The organism is Umezawaea sp. Da 62-37, from assembly GCF_032460545.1.
GTDB lineage: Bacteria > Actinomycetota > Actinomycetes > Mycobacteriales > Pseudonocardiaceae > Umezawaea.
In genome coordinates, this window is the sequence record NZ_CP135965.1 from 1728223 (window position 1) to 1742293 (window position 14071).

Annotated in this window: 15 protein-coding genes; 8 read left to right on the top strand and 7 right to left on the bottom strand. The window is 72.4% G+C overall.

All coding sequences use genetic code 11. The features are described from left to right. Positions 1-12 precede the first annotated feature (12 nt). Both RM788_RS07370 and RM788_RS07375 read left to right on the top strand, forming a co-directional pair. Positions 13-852 carry a carbohydrate kinase family protein gene (locus tag RM788_RS07370; protein ID WP_315930773.1) on the top strand — a complete coding sequence of 280 codons (840 nt, stop codon included), beginning with the start codon at positions 13-15 and terminating at the stop codon, positions 850-852. A gap of 138 nt (positions 853-990) precedes the next feature. After that, positions 991-1614, top strand: coding sequence for an HAD family hydrolase (locus RM788_RS07375; RefSeq protein ID WP_315930774.1), 624 nt, complete (start codon positions 991-993; stop codon positions 1612-1614). An 11-nt stretch (positions 1615-1625) separates the two neighbouring features. On the opposite strand, the gene RM788_RS07380 is transcribed toward RM788_RS07375, so the two are convergent. Continuing rightward, positions 1626-2498 carry a TIGR03564 family F420-dependent LLM class oxidoreductase gene (locus RM788_RS07380; RefSeq protein ID WP_315930775.1) on the bottom strand — a complete coding sequence of 291 codons (873 nt, stop codon included), beginning with the start codon at positions 2496-2498 and terminating at the stop codon, positions 1626-1628. Between the two features lie 513 nt (positions 2499-3011). On the opposite strand from RM788_RS07380, the gene RM788_RS07385 reads away from it, so the two are divergent. After that, positions 3012-5099, top strand: a complete 2088-nt coding sequence (locus RM788_RS07385; RefSeq protein ID WP_315930776.1) for a PQQ-dependent sugar dehydrogenase — start codon at positions 3012-3014, stop codon at positions 5097-5099. A 59-nt stretch (positions 5100-5158) separates the two neighbouring features. Here the strand turns inward: RM788_RS07385 and RM788_RS07390 are convergent, their stop codons facing one another. Continuing rightward, positions 5159-6004 (bottom strand): SGNH/GDSL hydrolase family protein, encoded by an 846-nt coding sequence (locus RM788_RS07390; RefSeq protein WP_315930777.1) that lies wholly within the window; start codon positions 6002-6004, stop codon positions 5159-5161. Further along, positions 6001-7359, bottom strand: coding sequence for an MFS transporter (locus tag RM788_RS07395; protein WP_315930778.1), 1359 nt, complete (start codon positions 7357-7359; stop codon positions 6001-6003). Before RM788_RS07395 ends, RM788_RS07390 begins: the two co-directional genes overlap by 4 nt. Before the next feature lie 197 nt (positions 7360-7556). On the opposite strand from RM788_RS07395, the gene RM788_RS07400 reads away from it, so the two are divergent. The 4 genes from RM788_RS07400 to RM788_RS07415 all read left to right on the top strand — a co-directional run bounded on the left by RM788_RS07400 (position 7557) and on the right by RM788_RS07415 (position 11179). After that, positions 7557-8177: a TetR-type transcription factor C-terminal domain-containing protein gene (locus RM788_RS07400; RefSeq protein ID WP_315930779.1), complete on the top strand. Its 621-nt coding sequence runs from the start codon at positions 7557-7559 to the stop codon at positions 8175-8177. A gap of 45 nt (positions 8178-8222) precedes the next feature. Then, positions 8223-9707: a carboxylesterase/lipase family protein gene (locus RM788_RS07405; protein ID WP_315934587.1), complete on the top strand. Its 1485-nt coding sequence runs from the start codon at positions 8223-8225 to the stop codon at positions 9705-9707. Between the two features lie 44 nt (positions 9708-9751). Continuing rightward, on the top strand, positions 9752-10288 hold the full coding sequence (gene speG / locus RM788_RS07410) for a spermidine N1-acetyltransferase (protein ID WP_315930780.1): 537 nt from the start codon (positions 9752-9754) through the stop codon (positions 10286-10288). 144 nt (positions 10289-10432) lie between these two features. Then, a complete protein-coding gene (locus RM788_RS07415; protein ID WP_315930781.1) occupies positions 10433-11179 on the top strand; it encodes a ZIP family metal transporter in 747 nt (248 codons plus the stop codon). 44 nt (positions 11180-11223) lie between these two features. On the opposite strand, the gene RM788_RS07420 is transcribed toward RM788_RS07415, so the two are convergent. The 3 genes from RM788_RS07420 to RM788_RS07430 form a co-directional block, all read right to left on the bottom strand. Then, positions 11224-11508, bottom strand: a complete 285-nt coding sequence (locus tag RM788_RS07420; protein ID WP_315930782.1) for a hypothetical protein — start codon at positions 11506-11508, stop codon at positions 11224-11226. A gap of 29 nt (positions 11509-11537) precedes the next feature. Next, positions 11538-11663, bottom strand: a complete 126-nt coding sequence (locus tag RM788_RS07425; protein ID WP_315930783.1) for a hypothetical protein — start codon at positions 11661-11663, stop codon at positions 11538-11540. A gap of 116 nt (positions 11664-11779) precedes the next feature. Next, positions 11780-12403, bottom strand: coding sequence for a TetR/AcrR family transcriptional regulator (locus RM788_RS07430; RefSeq protein ID WP_315930784.1), 624 nt, complete (start codon positions 12401-12403; stop codon positions 11780-11782). 50 nt (positions 12404-12453) lie between these two features. Here RM788_RS07430 and RM788_RS07435 point away from each other — a divergent pair, with 50 nt between their 5' ends. Then, the gene (locus RM788_RS07435) at positions 12454-13407 is read left to right on the top strand and encodes an NADP-dependent oxidoreductase (protein WP_315930785.1); all 954 of its coding nucleotides are present in this window, start codon (positions 12454-12456) and stop codon (positions 13405-13407) included. A gap of 45 nt (positions 13408-13452) precedes the next feature. On the opposite strand, the gene RM788_RS07440 is transcribed toward RM788_RS07435, so the two are convergent. Next, positions 13453-14013, bottom strand: a complete 561-nt coding sequence (locus tag RM788_RS07440) for an RICIN domain-containing protein (protein WP_315930786.1) — start codon at positions 14011-14013, stop codon at positions 13453-13455. Positions 14014-14071: the final 58 nt, after the last annotated feature.

Genomic DNA, 14071 nt, shown 5'->3' on the forward strand with positions numbered 1-14071 from the left:
CACAATGACCCCATGAGCGATCCGAGGGTGTTCGTCGCGGGCCCGGTGTCCTGGAACCGGTTGGTGGAACTGGACGAGCTGCCCGAGGCCCGTCCGCACATGGAGTTCGCCCGACGGCACTGGGAGACCATCGGCGGCACGTCCGCGGGCAAGGCGCTGAACCTCGCGAGGCTCGGCGCGCGGGTCACCCTCCGGACGGTCGTGGGTGACGACGGTCCGGGGCGCACGGTGGTCGACACGCTCACGGCGGCCGGTGTGGAGGTGATCGCGGAGATGGCCGACGGGCCGACCGAGCAGCACCTCAACCTGATGGACTCCCACGGCGGCCGGGTGTCGATCTACCTGGAGGTGCCCGTGCTGACGACTCCGCGCCACGACGACCGGGCGCTGGCCGCCCTCACCGACGCGGACGCCGTCGTGATCGACCTCGCCGAACACTCCCGCCCCCTGCTGGCCGCCGCCAGGGCATCGGGTGTCCCCGTCTGGTGCGACCTGCACGACTACAACGGCCGCTCGGCGTTCCACCAGGACTTCCTGGCCGCCGCGGACCACCTGTTCCTCAACGACGACGGCGTGCCCGACCGCGCCGACCTGGAGGCGCTGCTCGCCTTGACCGGCTGCCGGACCGCGGTGGCGACGCTCGGCGCGGACGGTGCCGTGGCGGTGGCCGACGGCGTGGTGCACCGGGTCGCGGCGGTGCCGGTGGAGCGGATCGTGGACACCAACGGCGCGGGCGACGCGTTCTTCTCCGGTTTCCTGCTCGCCCACCTCGCGGGCGCCGACGTGCCCGAAGCCCTCACCGCCGCCGCGACCTCGGCAGCGCACTGCCTGGGCTCCCCGCACCTGGCCTGACGCCGGGTCGGCCGTGGCGGGCACCCGGTGGTCCGACGGCCACCCGTGCGGCCCGGCCACTGGTAAGCACCCGATACCCCTGACAACAAGCCCGGTTGGCGGCATCCTGGTCGTGGGGGGAAACCGAGGGGGGATGCCGTGCAGGCCGAAGAACTGCTGGAGGAACGCGACCACGTGCTGGTGGCGTTGGACGGGCCGGTGGCCGAGGGGCTGGCGGTGGAGTCGATCGCCGGGAGGCTGCGGGTGCTGGTGGCGGAGGACCGGCTGCCGCGGAAGGTGGAGCGGACCAGCGATCCGTTCGTGGTGCTCGCCTTCGCGGCGACCATCGGCCCGGCCACCGAGCGGGCCGTGTACGCGCAGTGGCGGCGGATCGAGTGCGAGGTGGTGGCGGCGGCACGGGTCGTGCCCGGTGTCCACGAGGTGTTCGCCGCGCTGGCGGCGGGCGGTGCCCGGATCACCGTGGTGGGGTCGCTGGACGTCGAGGCGATCCGGATGTTCCTCGTGCTGCACGGGCTGGACGCGCACGTGCGTCGGATCGCCGGGCGGAGCGGGCCGGATCCCGCCGTCCTGCCGCCCGCCCCGGACCTGGTTACCGCGGCGGTCCACGCGTGCGCCGTCCCCGCGCGGTCGTGCGTGTTCGTCGGCAGCGCGGACGCCGACCTCGCCGCCGCCCGCGCGGCGGGAGTGGACGCGGTCCGCCACCGCCGACCGCCCGAGCCCGCCCCCTGGCTCGACGCGCTCTCCACGCGCGTCCTGCGCTGACACCGGTCAGCTCACCGGAGCGCGGCCGCGCCGACCAGGTCCAGCGTCCGCGCCCGGTCGGCGGGGCCGCCGAGGGGTGCGACGACGACGTCGGTGGCACCCGCGTCGCGGAACCGGGCCAGGGCGTCGACGACGGCCTCCTCGTCGCCGATCACGACGGTGTCCGCCGGGTCGGAGAGACCGGCGCGGCCGAGGGACGCCCGGTACGCGGGCATTCCGGCGACGAAGGCGAGATCCCTGGACAGCGCCTCGCGGGCGCCGGCGGGATCGGTGGTCAGCAGGGTGATGACCTGGACCACGACGCGGAGGTCGGGGCCGACGCGGGGCACGACGTGGTCGGCGATGAGCTCGGGCGTCACCCACGTCGTGACGACGCCGTCGGCGAGTTCCCGCGCCAGCTCCAGCATCCGCGGCCCGAGCGCCGACATCAGCAGCGGCGGGGCCGGGGCGGTGAGGCCGAGTTCGGTGTCGACGGTGAAGAACTCCCCCGCGTGCCGGACGTGTTCGCCGCGCAGCAGCGGCCGCAGGACCGACAGGTACTCGCGGGTGTGCCGCAGGGGCGAGGTGTACGGGATGCCGAGCTGGTCGCGGATGTACCAGGCGTGGCTCGGTCCGACGCCCAGCGTCAGCGCGCCGCCGGTCAGGGCCTGCACGGTGAGCGCCTCGGTCGCGGTCGTCACCGGGTGCCGGGGGTAGGTGGCGAGGATCGCCGTGCCGATCTCCGGCGGCCGCTCGCCGAGGGTGGCCAACAACATGAGCGGGTCCCACCCGCCGGGGCTCTGGTTGGTCCAGAAGCTGTCCAGGCCGCGGCGGGCGGCGTCCGCCGCGGCCGCCGCCACCTCCGCGGGCGTGGCGGGGTCGATCAGGCCGGTTCCGATGCGCATGGGTCGATCCCAGCCGATCGGGCGGGCCCGAACCAGCCCCACCCGGACTCCGCAGCGATCACATTTCGTGATCGGTGAGGCGTCGCGGAGTTGCGGCGCTCCGCGACCATCGCCGGGGAACCGCACTTCGGGCCGCACCCGCCCGCTCCCACTCGCCCCGGCGCTGACCACCCCGGACGTCCGGGTGCGGGCCTTCGCCGACGCCCCGCGACACCCCGGTAGACCGACGGGTCCACCTACCGTCCTTTGTGGCCCCCAGCGTCTCAGGTGGCGACCGGCCGGGGCGGGGAACACCAGGTGGCGCAACGGGATTCGCCGTTCGACGAAGTCCTGCGGCAGGGGCACCTGAGTTGCCGGGCACGCGGAGCGTTGGGATAGTGGCCCAAGAGGGTGGGAGCGCTTCCACCACCCGCCCCGGCACCGCCGCCACCCGCCCTGGTCGCGGAGCCGTGCCCGACCCGCGGCGCCGGATTCCCCACCGTCGCGGTCCCTGTGCGACACCGAAGGAATTCCATGCGACGGAGTACGACGAGGGCCGGGACGGCCCGCCTGCTGGCGACCCTGCTGGCCGTGGTGACGATCGCGTCCGCGGGCAGCGCGGTACCCGCTTCGGCGGCGGCCGGCACGGCCGTGGTCGGCGTGGCCTCGGGCCGCTGCCTCGATGTGGTGGGCGGCGCCCGCACGTCGGGCACGGCGGTCAGCATCTTCGACTGCCACGACCAGGCCAACCAGCAGTGGAACCTCACCTCGACCGGCGAGATCCGGATCTACGACGACACCCTGTGCCTGGACGTGGTCGGCGCGGACACGACGTCCCCGGCCGACGTGCAGGTCTACACCTGCAACGGCGGCGCCAACCAGCGCTGGTCGCTCAACTCGAACGGCGCGATCGTCGGCTCGCAGTCCGGCCTCTGCCTGGACGTGAAGGCCGCGAGCACGGCCAACAGCGCCCTGGTGGGCATGTGGACGTGCAACGGGCAGGACAACCAGAAGTGGCGGACCTCCGGCGGCGCCGTCGACACGCAGGCCCCGACGGTGCCGGGGAACGCCAGGGTGAGCGACCTGGTGTGCGACGCGGTGACGTTCTCGTGGAACGCCTCGACGGACAACGTCGGCGTCGCCTTCTACGACGTCTACCACGACGGCCAGCTGATGAAGTCGGTCGGCGGCACCACGCTGTCCACCAGCCTCACCGTGGTCGCCGGGGTGACCTGGGGGCTGTTCGTCAACGCGCGCGACGCGGCGGGCAACGTGTCCCAGGCCAGCACCACGGTGCCGATCACACCGCCGCAGTGCCAGGCCGACACGCAGCCGCCGACCGCGCCCTCGCAGCTCGCCGGGTCCGCGTCCGGGACCACGGTCACGCTGTCGTGGGCCGCGTCGACCGACAACACCGGCGTCCGCGCCTACGACGTCTACCGAGGTGACGTCAAGGTCGGCACGGTCACCGGCACGGCCACCGCCGCCCCGGCCACGTCGTTCATCGACAGCGGACTGGCCGCGAACACCAGGTACCAGTACTACGTCATCGCCCGTGACGGGCAGGCGAACCAGTCCGCGCGCAGCGGCACCGCCGCGGTGACCACCGGCGCCGGGTGCAGCAACCCGGTGTGCGGGGTGACCCAGATCGGGACCGACACCGACATCCCGTGGGGCCTGGTCACGCTGCCGGACAGCACGATCCTCTACAGCCGCCGCGACGCGCAGGACATCGTCCACCTCAACCCCGCCACCGGGGCGAAGACGACCGTGGGCACGGTGCCCAACGTGTCCGGCACCGACGGCGAGGGCGGCCTGATGGGGCTCGCCATCTCGCCCTCGTTCGCGACCGACCACTGGCTCTACTTCATGCACACGTCCCCGAACGACAACCGGATCGTGCGGATGAAGCTGGAGAACGACCGGCTCGACACCGGTTCCGAGCAGATCCTGCTCAGCGGCATCCTGCGCAACAAGTTCCACGACGGCGGCAGGCTGCGGTTCGGCCCGGACGGCAAGCTCTACGCCAGCACCGGCGACGCCCAGAACGGCGACAACGCGCAGAACAAGAACGGCCTCAACGGCAAGGTCCTGCGGCTGAACCCGGACGGCGGCGTGCCCTCGGACAACCCGTTCGGCAACTACGTGTGGAGCTACGGCCACCGCAACCCGCAGGGGCTGGCGTTCGACTCGCAGGGTCGCCTGTGGGAGCAGGAGTTCGGCAACGCGATCATGGACGAGACCAACCTGATCACCAAGGGCGGCAACTACGGTTGGCCCGCGTGCGAGGGCACCTCCAACGGCACGGGCTCCTGCGGCACCGCCGGGTTCATCGCGCCGAAGCGGACCTACTCCACCGCTGACGGCTCGTGCTCGGGCATCACCGTCGTGCGCGACGTGCTGTACGTGGCCTGCGAGCGCGGCACCCGGCTGTACCGGGAGCCGATCACGAACGGCAACCTGCCCGACGCGCAGATCTACTTCAACGGCACGTACGGGCGGCTGCGCACGGTGGAGGCCGCGCCCGACGGCGGCCTGTGGCTGACGACGTCGAACACCGGCGACAAGGACAGCACCCCCAACAACAGCAACGAGAAGCTGCTGCACGTCGCGCTCGGCTAGGGATCGACGGGAAGGCGCGGGCGGACCCCGAGTGGAGTCCGCCCGCGCTTTTTCCACGTCTACCCGCCCCGCACCACCCCCGCGACGATCCCGGCGGCGGCGGCCATCCCGGCGGCGTTCGGGTGGTAGGGGTAGGTCGTCGAGGCGGGCGCCCCGCCCTCCAGCCAGCGCCGGGCGGGCACCTCGCACAGCCCGCGGTCGGCGCTCGGCCGACGGATGTCCACAAAGGACGCGTTGTGCGCTTTCGCCTGCTGCGCGAGCATGACGCCGAGCTGGTCCAGCCTGGACTGCATGTAGTCCGCGTCGGCCGGCAGGTACGGGTCGGTCGGGTAGCAGCCGCCCGCACGCCAGTACGTCAGGTACCCGACGACGACCACCCGCGCGTTCGGCGACCTGCGGTGGACCTCCTCCAGCGCGGCCCCCACCTTCGGCGCGGTCGCGGCCGTGCGGGAGGTGTACTTGTCGACGCCGCCGACCGCGGACTTCTGCCTGCACGTCGGCCCAGCGGGAACGGGCGGCGGTGCCGGGGTCGCGCACTCGGTGAAGGCCTCGTACATCGCGATGTCGTTGGCCGCGATGGCGATCGTGACCAGTTCGGTGTCCCCACGCAGCGCGTCGAACTGCGGCGGCACCACACCGGACTGCCTGCCCGCAAGGTCCGCCGTCCGCGCGCCCGAGCAGGTCACGTCGACGAGCGCGGCGCCCAGGCGTCCGGCCAGCACGTGCGGCCAGTTCCGGTCCGAGCGCAGGCACCGCTGGTCGATCTGGTTCGGGATCAGCGGACCCGAGGCCGAGGAGTCACCGAGCGCCGCGTACCGGAGCGGCGCGCTCGCCGCCGCGGACGAGCCCGCGGAGCCGACGGCGAACACCGCGACCAGCAGGGCGCCGAGCCACCGGGGCCTCACGGCGTCCCCGCGGTCGCCGGGTCGGCCTCGGCGGTGGGCCGCTGCCCGACGCCGTCGTCGTGCTCCTTCTCCCGGCGGATGCACAGGGCGAGGACCGGCACCAGCGCTACACCGACGCAGGAGGCGGCGGTGATCAGGTAGTAGGGCGCGATCAGGCTTCCGGTCGACTGCTCGACGAGGCCGTAGGCGTACGGCCCGACGAACCCGCCGGTGATGCCGAGCATGTTGATGAACGCCAGCCCCGCCACGGCGACCAGCCCGGACATCCGCGACATGGCGATCGACCAGAACAGCGGCAGCGTGCCGAGCGCGAAGAAGTTGGCGACGAAGATGAGGCCGATGCGCCACAACGGGTTCGCGGACGCCAGGAACCCGACCAGGATCAGCAGCCCGGCCCCGGCGCACACGCCGATCAGCTGGACCTCGCGGCCGACGCGGCGCTTGAGCCACGGGAAGAACAGCACGCCCGCCAGCGCCGAGATCCCGCCGCCACCGGCCAGCAGCCCGATGAGGAACGGGCTCTTGAGGCCGAGCGACTGGAGCAGCGCCGGGAAGTTGAACCCGATCCCCGAGCTGATGGCCTGGTTGACGAAGTAGATCGAGGCCAGGACCAGCACCGTCGGGCGGCCGAACGCCAGCCGCAGGTTCCCGCGCATCCGCGTGGGCGACGGGACGCCCTGCGTGACGGCCCGCTCCGCGAGCACGGCCGCCTCCTCGGGCGTGAGCCACTTGGCGTCGGCGGGGCGGCCCGGCAGGACGAACCAGACCAGGACGCCGACCAGGACCGTGACGAGCCCCTCGACGAGGAACATCCACTGCCAGCCGCGCAGGCCGCCCACGCCCTGCAACTCCATCAGCGCGCCGCCCAGGGGCGAGCCGACGACGATCGCGACGCAGGGGGCGGTGTAGATCAGGCCCACCACCGTGACGCGGTGCTTCTGGGAGAACCACAGCGTCACCGTGTACATCAGGGCCGGGAACAGGCCCGCCTCGGTGGCGCCGAGCAGCAGGCGCAGGGCGTAGAAGGAGAACTCGTCCTGGACGAACATCATCGCCGCGGAGACCAGGCCCCACGTCACCGCGATGCGGGCGATCCACACCCTCGCGCCGACCCGGTAGAGCACCAGGTTGCTCGGCACCTCGAGCAGGGCGTAGCTCAGGAAGAACAGGCCCGCGCCCAGCCCGTAGGCGGCGGCGCCCATCCCGATGTCGGCTTCCAGCGCCGTCTTCGCCAGCGCGATGTTCGTGCGGTCGACGTAGGACATGAAGTAGGCGATGCCGAGGATCGGCAACAGCCGGGTCATCGCCTTCCTGGTGGCGTGCTCGTGCAGCTGGTCGTTCGCGATCGTCGTCATCGACGGCCCCTTCGGAGTTGGCGCTCCACGGGGGTGTCCGGGTCGTGCGGCTGGTTTCAGGCCAGTGCGGCGGATTCGCAAAGACCCCTTCACCTGGGATACTACTGAGTATCACGGTAAATTGAGCGGCCCGGTGTGTCAACCGTCACAGGTGTGCCTGTGCGACGATGGCCGGGTCCGGGCGAGAGGAGATGCCGGTGAGCGCGAGCCCGGAGACGGCCCCGGACGCCCGGAGCAGGATCCTCGACGCTGCCGCCGGGGCGTTCATGGCCACGGGGTTCGCCAACACCACGATCGACGACATCGCCGACGGCCTCGGCGCGACCAAGGGCCTGGTCTACTACCACTTCCGGTCGAAGTTCGACATCTTCCTCGCGGTCTACGAGGAGGCCATGCGGCGCGTGCGCGAACGGGTCGAACCGCACGCGACGGGCGACGGGAACGGCCGCGACCGGCTCGTGGCCATGTCGGTCGCGCACCTGCTCAACCTGATGGAGGACCTCGCGTTCCACCACATCGTCCACCAAGCGGTGCGGGGCGAGGTGTCGACCGCGCTCAAGACGCGCCAGCGCGACGCGCTGGTGGCTCTCAACCAGCTCCGCAGCGACTACGAGCAGCTGTTCCACGGCGTCGTCGTGGAGGGGGTCGACGACGGCTCCCTGCGCGCGACCGACCCGAGCCTCGCCACCAGGACGCTGCTCAGCAGCCTCAACGCCGTGGACACCTGGTACCGCGAGATCGAGGACCAGACCGCCGACGAGGTGCACGACCTCGCCCGCCGGGTGGTCGGCCTCCTGGTCGGCGGTCTCGCCGCGTGACCGGCAGGATGCTGTGACACCACCGTTCCGCACCACGCCCGGAGGATCGTTGACCGACCAGCCCACCGCCACCACCGACCACGGGAGCGTCCGCGGCACCGTCACCGACACGGGCGTGCTCGTGTTCAAGGGCATCCCTACGCCGCCCCGCCCGTCGGCCCGAACCGGTTCCAGCCGCCGCGCCCGGTCGAGCCGTGGACCGGGACGCGCGACGCCACGCGGTTCGGCCCCACCGCGCCGCAGGCCGACAGCTCCGGCCCGCTGGCCGACCTGGTGCCGCGCTCGCTCATCCCCGGTGACGACTACCTCAACCTCAACGTCTGGACCGCGGACACCACGGGTTCGGCGCCGGTCATGGTGTTCGTCCACGGCGGCGCGTTCACCAGCGGTTCCGGCTCGATCGGCGGCTACGACGGCACCCGCTTCGCCCGCGACGGGGTGGTGCTGGTGACCATCAACTACCGGCTCGGCGCGGACGGCTTCCTCTGGCTCGGCGACGGCGTCCCCAACCTCGGGCTGCTCGACCAGGTCGCCGCGCTGGAGTGGGTGCGCGACAACATCGCGGGTTTCGGCGGCGACCCGGCGAACGTCACCGCCTTCGGCGAGTCCGCGGGCGCCATGAGCGTGTGCACGCTGCTCGCCATGCCCAGCGCGCGCGGCCTGTTCCGCCGCGCCATCGCCCAGTCCGGCGCGGGCCACAGCGTCGTCTCCCCCACCACCGCCCGGCTGATCGGCACCCGCCTGGCCGCCATCCTCGGCGTCGCCCCGAACCGCGAGGCGATCGCCTCGGTCCCGATGGCCCGGCTGCTGGACGCGCAGACCCGGATCGCCACCGAGATCGGCGCCAAGCCCAGGGCGAAGCTGTGGGGCGAGGTGGCCCGCAACCTGATGCCGTTCGAACCCGTGGTCGACGGCGAGGTCCTCCCGGCCTCCCCGATCGAGTGCATCGCCTCGGGGGCGGGGTCGGACGTGGACGTGCTCATCGGCACCAACGCGGAGGAGGCCCGGCTGTTCGTGGTGCCGACGGGACTCATCACGAAGATCAATTCCATGGTCCTGCACCTCGGGGCCCGCCGGTACGGGCTGCCCGCGGGCAGCGCGGTCCGGCGGTACCGCGCGAACCGACCGGGGAGCACCGCGGGCGACGTGCTGGCCGCCGTCATCACCGACTGGTACTACCGGATCCCGGCGGTGCGGCTCGCCGAGGCGCACGGGCGGTCGCACGTGTACGAGTTCGCCTGGCGGTCACCCGCCTACGACGGCGCTCTCGGCGCTTGCCACGTGATCGAGCTGCCGTTCGTGTTCGACAACCTGGACGAACCGGCTTTCGTGGCGATCACGGACGGGCACGCGCCGCAGGAGCTGGCCGACGCGGTGCACCGGGCGTGGGTCGAGTTCGCCGCCACCGGGGATCCCGGTTGGCCGGTGTACTCCGCCGACCACCGCGTGGGGATGGTGTTCGACACGGACTCGGCGACCGTTGTGGACGACCGGGCGGACGAGCGCGTGCTGTGGGACGGACGGCGCTGAGCAGGCCGCGCGGTGGGTCCGTCCGCGGTTCTACGATCATCCCCATGTCGACACCGCCCCTCCGCCTGCGTGCGCTCGAAAGGGACGACCTCCCGTTCGTCCACCAGCTCTTCAACGACGACCAGATCATGTCGTACTGGTTCGACGAGCCGTTCGAGGCGCTGGTGGAGCTGCGCGGCATCTACGACCGGCACATCCACGACGAGCGCGAGCGCCGGTTCATCATCGACGTCGACGGCGAGGCCGCCGGGCTGGTCGAACTGGTGGGCATCGTCGACGTGCACCGCAACGCCGAGTTCCAGATCATCATCGCGCCGCAGTTCCAGGGACGCGGACTCGCCGCCGCGGCCACCGGGAGAGCGCTCGACCACGCCTTCGCGGTGCTGAACCTGCACAAGGTCTACCTGATCGTGGACGTGGAGAACGAGAAGGCGATCCACGTCTACCGGAAGGTCGGGTTCCAGGACGAGGGGACCCTGCGGGAGGAGTTCTTCGCCGCGGGGCGGTACCGCGACGCGTTGCGCATGGGAGTCCTCCAGCACGAACACCTGGACCGGGTGGAACGCGAGAAGACCACCTGAACCGTCCACCGCGCGCCGACGCGGCTCGGGCGCCGCGGTGTGTGATCGTCAGGCGGCGGGAAGGGGGCCTACCACCGCCTGTTGCTCGTCGGCGAGTGGTTCACGTGGTCCGGTCGCGGGTACAGGCGGGTGAGGAGGTGGGTTGTGCCGCAGTGGTTGGAAGCCGGGCTGTGGGGGTTGCTCGGCGGTGGGGCGCTGGTGTTGGGGGCCGCTGTCGCCTGGCGGGTGCCGGTGTCGCGCGGGGTGGTCGCGGGGATCATGGCGTTCGGGGCCGGCGTGCTGATCTCGGCTTTGGCGTTCGACCTGGTCGACGAGGCCGAGCAGTCGGGCGGGCTGGTGCCGACCGTGGTGGGGTTCCTCGGCGGGGCCGGGGTGTACGTGGTGGTGAACGTCCTGCTGGCGCGGCGCGGGGCACGGCACCGGAAGCGGTCCGGGGACCAGCAGGCCGACGAGGCCGGCAGCGGGGCGGCGATCGCGGTGGGGGCGTTGCTGGACGGGATTCCCGAGTCCGTGGTGCTGGGGCTTTCCCTGCTCAGCGGAGGCGGTGTCGGGGTGGCGGTGCTGGTGGCCGTGTTCATCTCGAACGTCCCGGAAGGACTGTCCAGCGCGGCCGGGATGAAACGGGCCGGACGTGGGGCCGGGTACGTGTTCGGGGTGTGGACCGGGATCGCGGTGGCGAGCGGGCTGGCCGCGTTGCTGGGCAACCTGCTGCTGGGTGACGCCTCCCCCGCCACCATCGCGGTGATCACCGCTGTGGCGGCCGGTGCGATCCTGGCGATGGTGGCGGACACGATGATCCCCGAGGCGTTCGAGCGCAGCGGGCTGTACACCGGACTGATCACGACGGTCGGGTTCCTGACGGCGTTCACGGTCGAACGCATGGGCGGGTAGGCGGGGCCGTTCGGCAGGGTGGTCCGGCGGTTCCTCGGCCGGCCCTAGACCGTGGCGCGGAGCACCGGGCGGAAGGCGGCGCGGTGGGTCCAGGCCAGGCCGAGTTCCAGTGCGGCGACGGCGATCGCGATCGGCAGGCCGCTCGGCTCCAGGAACAGGTGGAACGCGAAGATGTTGACGACCACCGGCGCGAGCACGACGAGGGCCAGCGGGACGAAGCGGTTGGCCAGCAACAGGATTCCGGACAGCAGCTGCACGCCCATCGTCAGCGGCATCATGTAGCCGGTCGTGGCCAGCGCCATGCTGAACGCGACCGCGTCGGCGGACATCGTGGCGCCTTCGGGCTGGGGCAGGAAGTTCAGGAAGCCGTTGAGCCCATGACGACGAACAGCAGCCCCATGACGACCCGGCCCGCGGTCGGCAGGTGGCGGGTGAGCGGAGCGGTGGTGGCGGTGGCGGAGCGCTGAGCGGTCGTGGTGGTCATGTCGTGTCCTCCCGGTCCGGCAGGCTTCCGGTGCCTGCTCCTGACCACGCGTCGATCGGGAGTACGGCGGATCGACACGACTCCGAAAAACTTCTCGGCGATGTCGAACGCGGGATCTAGGCCCTGGACATCGGCAGCCGGACGGCCGGTGGGAGCGGCGCGCAGACGGGGTTCGACTCGAACGACTGGAGCATCAGGGCCGCGAAGCGGCGGGACGCGGCGACGCGCAGGGCCGGTGACTCGGCGCGGATGCCCTCGTTCGCCATCAACGCCAGGCTGATGTCCTCCAGCACGAAGTCCGACCGCAGCGGCCCCGCGTCCTGCGCGCGCCGCACCAGTTCGAGCAGCATGCGCACCGTGCGGTCGCGCTCCGCGGCGAAGTCGGCCGCGTGGGGCTGCTGCGAGATGAACGCGCGGGCGAAGCCGCGGTCGAGGGCGTGGACCTCCATGAGCCGGGAGATGACCAGGCTGAAGCCCGCCCACGGGTCGTCCGCGGCCAGCCCCTCCTCCACGATCACCGAGCACGAGGCCATCCGTTCGGCGAACGCCTCCGTCAGCAGCGCCTCCTTGGTCTGGAAGTGCCGGTAGACGGTGGCGACGCCCACTTCGGCGCGCCGGGCGATCTCCCGGATCGGCACGTCGAGGCCGTCCACGGCGAAGGCGGCGCGGGCGACCTCGACGATGCGCTCGCGGTTGTCGCGGGCGTCCGACCGGAGCTTCGTTCCCACTTCTGCTGTCACCACTCTCACTTTAGCCAAACGGACGGGGTGCTCCGTTACGTTCCCGATCCATGAGAGCAGTCCGGTTCACCGAGTTCGGCCCGCCCGATGTCGTGCACGTCGCCGAGGTCGAGGCCCCGCACGCCCGACCCGGCACGGTCCGCGTCGCCGTGCGCGCCTCCGGGGTCTCCCCCGGCGAGATGCACATCCGGTCCGGCGCGTTCCGCGACGTCGTGCCCACGACCTTCCCGTGGCTGACCGGCTTCGACGCCGCGGGCGTGGTGGACGAGGTCGGCGACGACGTCACGGGCGTGGCGGTCGGCGACGAGGTGTTCGGCATGACGACCACGGCCGGGCGCGCGGCCAACGCGGACTTCGCGGTCCTGACGGCGTGGGCGGCCAAGCCCGGCGGGTGGAGTTGGGAGGAAGCGGGCGGGGCCGCGGGTGCGGTGGAGACGGCGACGAGGGTGCTCGACCGGCTCGCCGTCCAGGCCGGGCAGACGGTGCTGATCCAGGGTGCGGCGGGTGGGGTCGGGGCGGTCGCCGTCCAGTTGGCCGTCGCCCGCGGCGCCACCGTCATCGGAACGGCCCGCGAGGGCAACCACGAGTTCCTGCGGTCGCTGGGCGCGGTGCCCACGACGTACGGGGACGGGCTCGTGGAACGGGTTCGCACGCTGGCACCGTCCGGAGTGGACGCCGTGTTCGACTGCGCGGGCGGGTCGCTGCCGGACCTCATCGCCATCGCGGGCGACCCGGCGCGGGTGGTGACGATCGCCCCGGACTTCACGGCGGCGGCGCACGGCGTGCACATGTCGCACGGAGCGCCCGCCGACGGCACGGCCGACGCCGTGGGAGCCCCTGCCGATCCCCTCGCGGTGCGCGGACTGGCGATCGCGGTCGCGCTGGCGGCCGAGGGGCGGCTGCGGGTACCCGTCGCGGCGGCGTTCCCGCTCGACGAGGTCGTCGCGGCGCACGAGCTGTGCGAGACGCGGCACGCCCGCGGGAAGATCGTGCTGGTGCACTGAGGGCGCCCGGGGAGGCCGGTCGAAGCCTCCCCGTACGCGACTCGGCTAGGCCGGAGCGGTCCACTTCTGCGCGGTGCTCTGGTCGCAGTCGTAGATCTGGAGCCGCGTGCCGTTGGTGGTGGCGCTGTCGGGGATGTCCAGGCACCTGCCCGACTGCGGGTTCACCAGGGCGCCGGAACGGACCTGCCACTGCTGCGCGCCGGAGCTGTTGCAGTCCCACAGCTGGATGTGCGCGGCGTTGGCGACGGCGCTGTGGTCGACGTCCGCGCACTTGCCCGCGATCCCCGAGGCCACCGGGCCGGTGGGGGCCAGGGAGGCGCCGGTGCCGGGGTAGAACGGCGGCGCGGAGGACGGGGCGCTCGCCCACGACGTGTTGGCCGTGGTGCCGAGCGCGTAGTCCACGGTGCCGCCCGCGCTGATGATCGACGGCGGCAGGTAGGCGTTGTTCCAAGCGCTGCCGTTGACCGCCATGCTCTGCACGTACGGCGCGTTGTCGGCCGGGGCGTTGATCGTGAGCGTGCCGCCGGTCGGCAGGGTGACGACGGCCTGGGTGAACATCGGGCTGCCCAGGGCGAAGTCGGCGGTGCCGGGGGTTTCCGGGAACATGCCGAGTGCGGACCAGACGTACCAGGCGCGAGCCCACCGACGTTGAACGGCACCATTC

Bases quoted from the DNA above. Each gene is read 5' to 3' on its own strand.
- RM788_RS07370 (WP_315930773.1), top strand. From the start codon at position 13: ATGAGCGATCCGAGGGTGTTCGTCGCGGGCCCGGTGTCCTGGAACCGG.
- RM788_RS07380 (WP_315930775.1), bottom strand. From the start codon at position 2,498: ATGCGCATCGGAACCGGCCTGATCGACCCCGCCACGCCCGCGGAGGTG.
- RM788_RS07385 (WP_315930776.1), top strand. From the start codon at position 3,012: ATGCGACGGAGTACGACGAGGGCCGGGACGGCCCGCCTGCTGGCGACC.
- RM788_RS07395 (WP_315930778.1), bottom strand. From the start codon at position 7,359: ATGACGACGATCGCGAACGACCAGCTGCACGAGCACGCCACCAGGAAG.
- speG (WP_315930780.1), top strand. From the start codon at position 9,752: ATGTCGACACCGCCCCTCCGCCTGCGTGCGCTCGAAAGGGACGACCTC.
- RM788_RS07420 (WP_315930782.1), bottom strand. From the start codon at position 11,508: ATGTCCGCCGACGCGGTCGCGTTCAGCATGGCGCTGGCCACGACCGGC.
- RM788_RS07425 (WP_315930783.1), bottom strand. From the start codon at position 11,663: ATGACCACCACGACCGCTCAGCGCTCCGCCACCGCCACCACCGCTCCG.
- RM788_RS07435 (WP_315930785.1), top strand. From the start codon at position 12,454: ATGAGAGCAGTCCGGTTCACCGAGTTCGGCCCGCCCGATGTCGTGCAC.
- RM788_RS07440 (WP_315930786.1), bottom strand. From the start codon at position 14,013: ATGTTCCCGGAAACCCCCGGCACCGCCGACTTCGCCCTGGGCAGCCCG.